This window comes from Chthoniobacter sp. (genome assembly GCF_040003245.1).
Classification (GTDB): domain Bacteria; phylum Verrucomicrobiota; class Verrucomicrobiia; order Chthoniobacterales; family Chthoniobacteraceae; genus Chthoniobacter.
Map to the genome: position 1 here is coordinate 1 of NZ_JBDUCX010000257.1, position 9,260 is coordinate 9,260.

The window sequence follows — 9,260 nt, forward strand, 5'->3', positions numbered from 1 at the left end:
CATCACCCAGCGGGAAGTGCCGGAGAATACGACCAGCTTCCCGCAAGGTTTGAAGGCGGCGCTGCGCGAAGATGCGGACATCGTGCTCGTGGGCGAAATGCGCGACCTGGAAACCATCCAGCTCGCCCTCACCGCCGCCGAGACGGGTCTTCTCGTCTTTGGCACGCTGCACACCAACAACGCCCGCAAAACCGTCGACCGCATGATCGATGTTTTTCCCAGCGACCAGCAGGCGCAAGTCCGCACGATGCTGGCCAGTTCGCTCCGTGGCGTGGTCGCCCAGCTCCTTTTGAAAAAGACGGCCGAGGCCGGCGGGGGACGCATCGCCATCAACGAAATCCTCGTGGTCAACAGTGCCGCCGCTTCGATCATCCGCGAAGGCGCGACGCAGAAGCTGCAGGACGTCATCGTCGGCGGCGCCAATGAGGGCATGCAATTTATGGACGACGCAATCTGGAAGCAGATGCAGCAGGGCATCGTGGGCCCGCACGAAGCCTACATGAAGGCCATCGACAAGAATCGCTTCCGCGTCTTCCTGCCACCGGAAGACGAAGGGCTGTAAAGTCGGTCCGCGAAAGACACGCAAAAGAGCATTTTGGGCGTTAAATAGGGCATTTTTGGCAATGGAGCCAATAGGGCCAATGGAACCCACCCAGCCAATGGAGCCAATGGGAACCGCTCTCGCGCTTAGTGGGCGATGTCCGTCGATGGGAACCAGACGTAGAGCATCAGATAGACGAGGACGCCGGTGACGGAGACGTAAAGCCAGATGGGGAAGGTCCATTTGGCCATGCGGCGATGCTTGTCGTAGACCGCCTGGAAGGCGGGGATGATCGTCATGAACACGAGCGGCAAGGTCAGAAATGCCAGAGGCACATGCGTGCCCAAAATGATATAGTAGAGCACTTTCGGCCATCCCGGATACGTGAAGGTCGTGGGTACGCCGTGCCTAAGCGCATGATAAGTAACGTAGCAGGCGAGAAAGGCCGTGGAGGTGACCAGCGCGCAGATCATCGAGACGATGTGCGCCAGTTTCCGGTCGTTCTTGATGAACGTGATCCCGGCGAGGATGAAGACCGTGCTCAAGGCATTGAGGCTGGCGTTGATGGGCGGAAGATCGGAGGCGTGCATGGGTCTATTTTTCCTCGAGCAGCTTTTTGATATCGCGGACGAGATCGCTCACGCCCTCCTTGGTCGCGCCCTCGTAAAAGCCGCGCACCATGCCGGTCTGGTCGACGAGGATGAGGCGCGTGGTGTGCGTGACCGGACCCGTCTCCGGCGTTCCGGCAGCGATGGGGAGCTTAAAGCCGTCGTGCGCGAGTTGGTAAATCGCATCCCGCTCTCCCGTGCAAAAGAACCATCCCGGACCCGCCTTGAAGCGTTCCGCGTAGGCCTTGAGCACCTCGGTCGTGTCCTTTTCCGGGTCGACGGAGATGGAGACGAGCCGTACATCGGGCGCGGAACCCAGCGCCTTTTGCACGTCGCTCAAATTGCTCGTCAGCGCCGGACACGGACCGGGGCAGCTCGAATAGAAGAAGTCCGCCACCCACACTTTCCCAGCGAGATCCGCCAGGCGCAGAGGCTGGCCACTGCGCTCAGTGAGGTTGAAATCGGGAAGCGCCCAGTATTTCTGGAGCACGGCCGGAGTCGCCGGCGGCTGCAGCATTTCAATGGCCTCGCGCTTTTCGCAGGCGGCGAAGAGCAAGGCCACTCCGAGGAAGGCGATCGGCAGCAGGCGCACGCTCACGCCTTGGTAAAGACCATGAGGCCGAGGATTAGCGGGAGAAAAAGAATCGAGGCGAGGAACAGGCGGCGCGCGCTGGCGCGCTCGCGCTCAATGAGGAACTGCACGGCGAAGAGCAGCATCACGCCATCGAGCAGCAGCGCGCCGCCGAGGTAGATCTCGCCATTCATCCCGGCGTGATACGGGATGAGCGTGATCACGATAAGGGCGAACGTGTAGAGCAGACTGTCGGTTGCCGTCTTGCTGCCGGTCGTGTCGTCGCGACGCAGCATGACGAAACCGGCCTGCGCGTACTCGTCACGATACATCCACGCGATGGCGAGGAAGTGCGGCATCTGCCACGTAAATAAAATGCCAAACAATACCCACGCGCCGAGGTCGAAGGAGGGCTTGACCGCCACCCAGCCGATGACCGGCGGGATCGCCCCTGAAATGGCACCCACAATGGTGCACAATGATGTACGGCGCTTTAACGGAGTGTAAGCAGCGATGTAGATGAGGATCGTCGCCGCGGCGAGAATCGAGCTCAAGGCGTTCACCGTCAGCGCCAGCCAGGCGACGCCGATCACCCCCATGGCGATGCCGAGCGCGAGCGCATGCGCGAGCTTCACGCGCCCGGCGGGCAGCGGACGAAAGCGCGTGCGCTCCATCAGGCGGTCCACGTTGGACTCGATGTATTGATTGAGCACAGCCGCCGAGGCCGCCGCCAGCGTGGTGCCGAGCACCGCATTGAACAGTCGCAGCCAATCCAGACGCGACCCCGAAGCCGCGCAAAAGCCGACGAAGGTGGTGATGATGACCAGCAGGCTCAGGCGGGCCTTGGTGAGGACGAAGAGGTCGCTGACGATTCCCGGCCCCGCTTCTTCACGCGGCACCTCGAGAGGGATGGTCAATTCCGGTGTGGTGCGGTTCAAGCGGTAGCCTCCGTGAGGTGAAAGTGGGAAGCGGACTCGCCCGGCGAATCCACGGCGGGTGAGCGACTGGCCCGGACCGCGAGGAAGACGGTGGTCGCGAAGACCGCGGCGCCATTGACGACGTGCAAGGTGGTGAGCATCGGCGGGCGCAGATGCCAGATGACAAACATGCCCATAAGGATTTGCGCGACCAGCAAAGCGATCAACAGCAACGCCGGGCGGGCGAGCCGCACCTCGCCGGAGACGAGCGCGCGCCGCGCGAGCAAAAGGACGTGGATCGTCACCAGCAAAGCCAGAAACCGCGTATGGGTGAAATTCAGATCGACGAAGGCGTTGTGCACTTTCGGCATGATACCACCGTCCGGCGTGAGGGGATATGTCGGAATCGCGAGGCCCGCGCCGAGGTGCCGCATGGTGGCGCCGACCATCAACTGGACAAAAACCAATCCGGCGGTCACCCAGCCGAGCCGGGCCACCTTGCGGAAAGTGGGCTGGGCCACGAGTTGCGGCCAAACGGGCGACAGCACCGCGGCGAGCGAGACCACGAGGCAAAGCTCAATCTGGGCAAAACAGCCGTGCAGGACGCGAAACGTGGTGGCGATGGTGCTGGTCGTCGCGGCGATTCCTTGCGGATCGAGGATCACCCGCAAGCCGCCGAGGATCGCTTGCGAAAAGACGCCGACGAGCGCGCAGGCGGCCAGCGGCACCGCCGCCCGGGGCAAAAACCGGCGCCGCAAGAGCGTCCAGACGAACAGGACGATCACGAGCGTCATGACCGTCCCCGCCGTGAGACGATGGCCGTGCTCGAGGCGCATCATGAAATTCTGCCACCAACCCGCCGGGTTGAGGGAGCCATTGCTCAACGGCCAGTCGGCGAAGGCCATGCCCGCGCCGGAAGTCGTGGTATACCCGCCGATGAAGATCAGCACAAACGTCGCGCAGACCACCAGCTTGGCGAAACGCGCCAGCCAGGGGTTTTCAACGGTCGGTGGGGATTCAGCGGAAGTCACGGGCGGTGGTAGCGGGAACGTCGCCGACCGCACCGCGCAGTCAACACCAGAGGCGTCCGCGCAAGCTTACTTCGCAGGGGCGGGCGCCGGTGCGGCGGGTGCGGGTGCGGCGGCAGGAGTCGCGGCCGCCGGATGCTGAAGCGCAGACTGTTCCTTCTGCCACGCATCGAATTCCGCCTGGGTTTCGACGACCATTTGGCCGCGCATGCCGTAATGGCCGGAACCGCAAAGCTGGCCGCAGATGATGTCAAAACTACCCGTGCGGATCGGCCGGAACCAGATCGGGATGCGGGAACCCGGGATGGCGTCTTGCGCCATGCGCATATGCGGGAGTGCGAAGCTATGGATGACGTCCCGCGAGGTGATCTCGATCACCGTGGGGCGCTGATTGACGATGTGGATCTCGAATTTCGAGGCGAAATCATCCGCACCCGCCGGATCGTTGGGATCGATCCCGAGCGGATTGCTGGCGCTGATGAAGGCCGCATTGGTCTTGCCGAAGACACCATCCGGACCCGGGTAATGGAAACTCCAGGCGAACTGCTCGCCGATGCAATGGACGCGGAAAGCGTCCGCGTTGTTGAGGTATTGGTCCCCGTTGATGCGCTTGGCCCAGATGGGCATGGCGAAACCGAGGAGCAACACCGCCTCGATGATCACGACGGAGAATTCCAAATGCGCCGAGGCTTTGCTCTGCACGCCGTGATAGTCCGCCTTGGGATTACGCGAGCGGTGGAAGCGCCAGAGCGTGTAAAGAAAGTAACAAGACCAGCCGACGAACAGGAGCGCCATGAACCAATGACAAATCTCCAGCAGTTGATCCACGAGGTAGCCGTGCTCGGAGGCGTTGGGGACGATTCCGAGAGCTTTATTGATACTGAGACTGGGCATATTACTTGGTGTCCTCCGGGCCGGTCATCGATGGCGAGTGTGCAGCGTGCGGAGGCAGAGGAGATCGCGCACGTTTCGCGAGGTTGTAAGCAAAGGCGCCGACACCCGTCAGGATAGCGGCCACAAAGCCCAGCATGAGGAAAATGGCCCCGTTAATGGCCGGGCCCGTCTTGGAATTGGCGCCCATGCACACGCTGCAAGCGGAGGCCGCCGCGGGCAGCAAGGCCAGCAAAACGAGGCTCCAAAGGAGCGGCGTGACGAAGCGGCGGGAGCGACTCATACAATCAACCTCCGGGACTTCTTGACGAAATAGATCCCATAGATGAACAGCGCCACCGCCGCCACGGCGCTGGCCGCGCCGAAGCCGGTGATGCCATTGGCAAAGGCCCACCACGCGCAGCCAGCCGCCAGCACGGTGGCCAGCGCGATGAACAGGATATGGAAAGCCTTGAGGGACATCAGTGATGGTTGTGAAGCGTCTGCATGATCGGGTCAATGCGCGCCAGGTAGGTGAGGAAAAAGAGGACGAAGAAGAAAATCCCGGTGAAGATCAGGACCTTCCAGACCATTTTCTTTTCCTCTTTCAAATGCATGAGAATGCCGGCGACGAGGATGCCATTGAAGGCGGCCACCAGCAAAGTGGCGAACACCTGCATCGCCGCGGAACCGAAATTCCAAAACGAAACGGCGACCATCGCCACCGCGAAGACGATCTGCACGAGGAAGATCTTGAAATAGCCCTTCATGTGCTTCTCAATTTCCCGGACTTGCTCCTGCGGGACCGTGGCCGTGCCGGCCGGTTGAGGGGTGGGTGATTCACTCATAGTGCTCAAAGGAGATAGAAGACAGGAAACACGAAGATCCAAACGAGATCGACGAAGTGCCAGTAAAGGCCAACAACTTCGATGCGGTTGGCCATGTGTTCCGGGTTGCGGCGATAGAGCGCCTCGCTGAAGAAGAAGAAATAGACGAAGCAGACCAGGCCACCGAGAATGTGCAGGCCGTGTAGCGCGGTGATGGCGTAGTAGATCGCGAGGAAAGGACTGTGCTTGGGCACAAAGGCACCCCACCCGCCGGCATCCACGTCGTCCGCGTGAATCGTGGCCAGCTTCTCCGTGTGGCCGCGGAACCAGAAGGAAGGTTTGTCGAATTTGGGATTCGTGGGATCGGCGTTGACTTCGTCGAGCGCCAATTCGAAGGCGACCATCTTCACGCCATTTTCCTTCCGGATCTGCTTGGCCGGGTCGGTCTCGGCAGGGTTGGTCAACTCCCCGGGAACTCTGGCCAGCGCTTCCGCATCCCGCGGCGAATGCACTTTCACGGTGAGCACTTTGCCGCCGTCCTCGGACTTGGATATCTCGAGAGAACGCGCTTTGATCAGCGCATCGAACTGGGCCTTGTCGGCATCGGCGACGTCGATCTCCACCTCGTGCAGGTGACCGCGGATTTCCGGACGCGAGTCGAGGCCCTTCTTGGAAAGGTAGTCGTTGCCGAGATACGGCTCGTACTCGGCCCATTTTTCCTTCTTAATGAAAGTGCCAAAGTGGTCGAACTTGTTCGGATACTCGTAGCCCAGCTTGATCGCCAGGAAGATGGCGCCGAGCAAAATCGCAATGCCCAGCCACGCCTTGTACATGCCCCACCGGCGCATCTTCAGCGCCGCCCAAGCAAAGACGACACAGATGGAAGAGGTGATGAGGATGATGGTGTTGACCGTGCCAACCGGCACATTCAGCAAGCCGTGTGGCCAGTAGCCGTCATCCGCGCCCATGCGCAGAAAGACATAGGCGGAGAAGAGGCCGCCGAAGAGCATGACTTCGGAAGCGAGGAACAGCCAGATGGCCAGCTTGGCGTTGTAGAGACCGGTATCGGGCCGGGCGGTAACTGTATGCGGAATTTCCATGTCGGCAGTCTAGTGAGCGAGCGCGGTGGTCGGGAAAGCGGCCGCCTTGTCGGATTTGGGAGGGGCTTCGCTTTGCGGCGTGAAATCCTTGTCGGCGCCGGGCACGCTGTATTCGTAGGGCCCACGGTAAACGATGATTTCCTTGATGAAATTGCCATGAGGCGGCGGCGTCGGCGTGTCCCACTCGAGCGTGGTCGCGTCCCACGGGTTGTCATTCTTCACCTTGCGCCCGATGAACATGCTGGAGAAGAAGTTGAAGATGAAGATCAACTGGGTGGCGCCGAGCAGGAACGCGGAGACGGACATGAAGTTGTTCCAGTGCAGGACCGGGGCGATGATCTGCTCGTAGGTCGCGCCACCATCGTACCAGCGGCGATGCACGCCCGCGATACCCTGGAGGAACATCGGGAAGAAGATGCCGTTGATGAAGATGAGCGAGAGCCAGAAGTGCATCCGGCCGAGAGTCTCATTCATCATGCGGCCGCTGGCTTTCGGATACCAGTAGTAGACGCCGGCGAAGATGGCGAAGATCGTCCCGGGTGCGACGACATAGTGGAAGTGGCCGATGACGTAATAGGTGTCGTGCAGGTAGAGATCCGTGGAGTTGAACGCCAGCGGGATGCCGGTGAGACCACCGATGCCGAACATCGGCAGGAAGGCCGTGGCGAAAAGCATCGGCACCGTGAAGCGAATCGAACCGCCCCACAGCGAGAGGAGAAGGGCCGTGACCAGGATGACCGACGGGATCGAGATCATCACCGTGGTCGTCTGGAAGAAGCCGGAGACCTTGGCGCCCATGCCGGTCATATACATGTGGTGGGCCCACACGACGAAGGACAGGAAGCCGAGCACGAAGATACCGCCGACCATCGCCTTGTAGCCGTAGAGCGGCTTGCGGGTGTTGTTGGCAATGATTTCCGCCACCATCCCGATGCCGGGCAGGATGAGCACGTAAACTTCCGGGTGGGCGAGGAACCAGAACAAGTGCTGCCAGAGCAAGGGGCTGCCACCACCGCTCCAGTGGGTGAGGTGCCCACTCAGCATCAAGCCGGTAGGCATGAAGAAGCTGGTCCCGAACGCGCGATCCATCAATTGCATGAAGCCGGCGGCTTCGAGCGGCGGGAAGGCGAGCAGCAGCAGGAAACCGGTGACCAACTGGGTCCAGACAAAGAAGGGCAGCCGCATCCAGGTGAGGCCCGGGGCGCGCAACTGGATGATCGTCGCGATGGTATTGATCGAACCGAGCAGCGAGCCGGTGATATTAAACACCATGCCCAGCAGCCAGATCGTCTGCCCATTAAAGAAAGGGTCGATACCGGGACCGGAATCGGTAATGACCGAGAGCGGAGGATACGAAGTCCAGCCCGATTTGGCCGCGCCACCGTGCACGAAGAAGCTGCTCATCATGATCACGCAACTGACGAAGAAGGTCCAATAGCTGGCCATGTTCAGCTTGGGGAAGGCCATGTCCGGCGCGCCGATCTGCAGCGGCATGACGTAGTTGCCGAAAGCCGCCACGGCGACCGGCACGACACCGAAGAACACCATGATCGTGCCGTGCATCGCCCCGAGGGTATTGTAACCATCCTGGGTGAGCATGCCCGGGTGGCCGTTGGCATCGTTGGAAAACACGGACGATCCGAAGGGAGTGAAAATCGTCTGGAGCAGCGGGCCGAAGAATGGCACCGGCTGGCCCGGGTTGGCGAGCTGCCAGCGCATGAGCATCATCAGGCAGAAGCCGAGGAAAAGGAACGACAGACCGGTGAAGGCATACTGGATGCCGATGATCTTGTGGTCCGTGGAAAAGACGTACTTTTGCCAGAACCCGAGTTCGTGATGGTCGTCGTGACTATGACCGTGATCGAGAGCGTGGTCGGCTGCGTGCGTGGATGACATACGGTGAAATGGGGACGGTGGAAACTAGCAGACTACGATCAATTGACCGCCGGAAAAATGGGTGGAAGCGGGCGGCGCCGAAGCGCGGTGAACGGAAAGTGAGATCACTCCTTCCATGCGTCGAGCTCGGGCTGGGTCCAGGCGGTCTTGCGATCGGCGAATTTCTTGCGCGCGGCGGCCACGACATCGGGGCTGACCGGGCCGGCGGTATTGCCAAAATTGGAGCGGACAAAGGTCATGGCCGCGGCAATTTTCTCATCCGTCAGCATCGCTTCCTGCGGCGGCATGATGTTGTTGAACGGCTTTCCGTCCACGGTGAATGCACCCATGTTGCCCTTCAGGATGATCGCGGCGAAGCGCTCGGGTGAACCATTCGCGTAGGGCGACTTGGTCAGCGGTGGGAAGACCATCGGCAGCCCCATGCCGGTCGGCTGGTGACAGGCGATGCAGATCGTCATGTAGGTCGTCTTGCCGAGGGCAAGCTGCGCTTCCGTCGGGGCCGCATCCTGCGCCCGGACGAGTCCGGTGAGAAGGGAAAGAGCGGCGGCGAAGGCGAGGGTGGTCTTAGGCATGGGAACTGAATGGAAAAACGAGAAGCGGGTCATTTGGCAGGGGCGGCGGCAGCGTCGTCCTTCCAGGCATCGAGCTCGGGCTGGGTCCAGCTCGTCTTGCGGTCGGTGAACTTCTTACGCGCGGCGGCCACCACGTCCGGCGTCACCGGTCCGCTGGTATTGCCGAAATTCGCCCGCACGAAGGTCATTGTCGCGGCGATCTTATCGTCGGTCAACATGGCCTCTTGCGGCGGCATGACGTTGTTGAAGGGTTTCCCATCCACGGTGAAGGCACCGATGTTGCCCTTGAGGATGATCGCGGCCAGGCGCTCGGGCGGCCCATTCACATAG

At 61.2% G+C, this 9,260-nt stretch carries 12 protein-coding genes and 1 pseudogene; 1 reads left to right on the forward strand and 12 read right to left on the reverse strand.

The features are described from left to right. Positions 1-562, forward strand: a 562-nt coding sequence (locus tag ABJF10_RS25770; RefSeq protein WP_348547496.1) for an ATPase, T2SS/T4P/T4SS family, incomplete at its 5' end; no start/stop codon positions are given. 125 nt (positions 563-687) lie between these two features. Here ABJF10_RS25770 and ABJF10_RS25775 read toward each other — a convergent pair. The 12 genes and pseudogenes from ABJF10_RS25775 to ABJF10_RS25830 all read right to left on the reverse strand — a co-directional run. Beyond that, entirely contained in the window at positions 688-1,131 is a 444-nt protein-coding gene (locus ABJF10_RS25775) for a DUF420 domain-containing protein (RefSeq protein WP_348547497.1), read from the reverse strand. A 4-nt stretch (positions 1,132-1,135) separates the two neighbouring features. Continuing rightward, on the reverse strand, positions 1,136-1,741 hold the full coding sequence (locus tag ABJF10_RS25780) for an SCO family protein (protein ID WP_348547498.1): 606 nt from the start codon (positions 1,739-1,741) through the stop codon (positions 1,136-1,138). 2 nt (positions 1,742-1,743) lie between these two features. Then, the gene (gene cyoE, locus ABJF10_RS25785) at positions 1,744-2,658 is read right to left on the reverse strand and encodes a heme o synthase (protein ID WP_348547499.1); all 915 of its coding nucleotides are present in this window, start codon (positions 2,656-2,658) and stop codon (positions 1,744-1,746) included. Beyond that, the gene (locus tag ABJF10_RS25790) at positions 2,655-3,668 is read right to left on the reverse strand and encodes a COX15/CtaA family protein (protein ID WP_348547500.1); all 1,014 of its coding nucleotides are present in this window, start codon (positions 3,666-3,668) and stop codon (positions 2,655-2,657) included. Before ABJF10_RS25790 ends, cyoE begins: the two co-directional genes overlap by 4 nt. A 66-nt stretch (positions 3,669-3,734) precedes the next feature. Continuing rightward, positions 3,735-4,559 (reverse strand): hypothetical protein, encoded by an 825-nt coding sequence (locus ABJF10_RS25795; RefSeq protein ID WP_348547501.1) that lies wholly within the window; start codon positions 4,557-4,559, stop codon positions 3,735-3,737. A gap of 1 nt (position 4,560) precedes the next feature. Then, positions 4,561-4,839, reverse strand: coding sequence for a hypothetical protein (locus ABJF10_RS25800; RefSeq protein ID WP_348547502.1), 279 nt, complete (start codon positions 4,837-4,839; stop codon positions 4,561-4,563). Then, positions 4,836-5,018 carry a hypothetical protein gene (locus ABJF10_RS25805; protein ID WP_348547503.1) on the reverse strand — a complete coding sequence of 61 codons (183 nt, stop codon included), beginning with the start codon at positions 5,016-5,018 and terminating at the stop codon, positions 4,836-4,838. The genes ABJF10_RS25800 and ABJF10_RS25805 overlap by 4 nt, the downstream gene beginning before the upstream one ends. After that, positions 5,018-5,383, reverse strand: a complete 366-nt coding sequence (locus ABJF10_RS25810; protein WP_348547504.1) for a hypothetical protein — start codon at positions 5,381-5,383, stop codon at positions 5,018-5,020. The genes ABJF10_RS25805 and ABJF10_RS25810 overlap by 1 nt, the downstream gene beginning before the upstream one ends. A 5-nt stretch (positions 5,384-5,388) precedes the next feature. Next, the gene (locus ABJF10_RS25815) at positions 5,389-6,462 is read right to left on the reverse strand and encodes a cytochrome c oxidase subunit 3 (protein WP_348547505.1); all 1,074 of its coding nucleotides are present in this window, start codon (positions 6,460-6,462) and stop codon (positions 5,389-5,391) included. Positions 6,463-6,471: 9 nt separating this feature from the next. Continuing rightward, complete coding sequence (locus ABJF10_RS25820; RefSeq protein ID WP_348547506.1) at positions 6,472-8,358, reverse strand: cbb3-type cytochrome c oxidase subunit I; 1,887 nt, start codon at positions 8,356-8,358, stop codon at positions 6,472-6,474. 104 nt (positions 8,359-8,462) lie between these two features. Further along, positions 8,463-8,930 carry a cytochrome c gene (locus ABJF10_RS25825; protein ID WP_348547507.1) on the reverse strand — a complete coding sequence of 156 codons (468 nt, stop codon included), beginning with the start codon at positions 8,928-8,930 and terminating at the stop codon, positions 8,463-8,465. 29 nt (positions 8,931-8,959) lie between these two features. Continuing rightward, positions 8,960-9,260 (reverse strand): annotated as a pseudogene (locus tag ABJF10_RS25830) (cytochrome c); the annotation flags it as partial.

Coding starts and splice junctions, on each gene's coding strand:
- ABJF10_RS25775 (WP_348547497.1), bottom strand. CDS start 1,131: ATGCACGCCTCCGATCTTCCGCCCATCAACGCCAGCCTCAATGCCTTG.
- ABJF10_RS25795 (WP_348547501.1), bottom strand. CDS start 4,559: ATGCCCAGTCTCAGTATCAATAAAGCTCTCGGAATCGTCCCCAACGCC.
- ABJF10_RS25800 (WP_348547502.1), bottom strand. CDS start 4,839: ATGAGTCGCTCCCGCCGCTTCGTCACGCCGCTCCTTTGGAGCCTCGTT.
- ABJF10_RS25805 (WP_348547503.1), bottom strand. CDS start 5,018: ATGTCCCTCAAGGCTTTCCATATCCTGTTCATCGCGCTGGCCACCGTG.
- ABJF10_RS25810 (WP_348547504.1), bottom strand. CDS start 5,383: ATGAGTGAATCACCCACCCCTCAACCGGCCGGCACGGCCACGGTCCCG.
- ABJF10_RS25815 (WP_348547505.1), bottom strand. CDS start 6,462: ATGGAAATTCCGCATACAGTTACCGCCCGGCCCGATACCGGTCTCTAC.
- ABJF10_RS25820 (WP_348547506.1), bottom strand. CDS start 8,358: ATGTCATCCACGCACGCAGCCGACCACGCTCTCGATCACGGTCATAGT.
- ABJF10_RS25825 (WP_348547507.1), bottom strand. CDS start 8,930: ATGCCTAAGACCACCCTCGCCTTCGCCGCCGCTCTTTCCCTTCTCACC.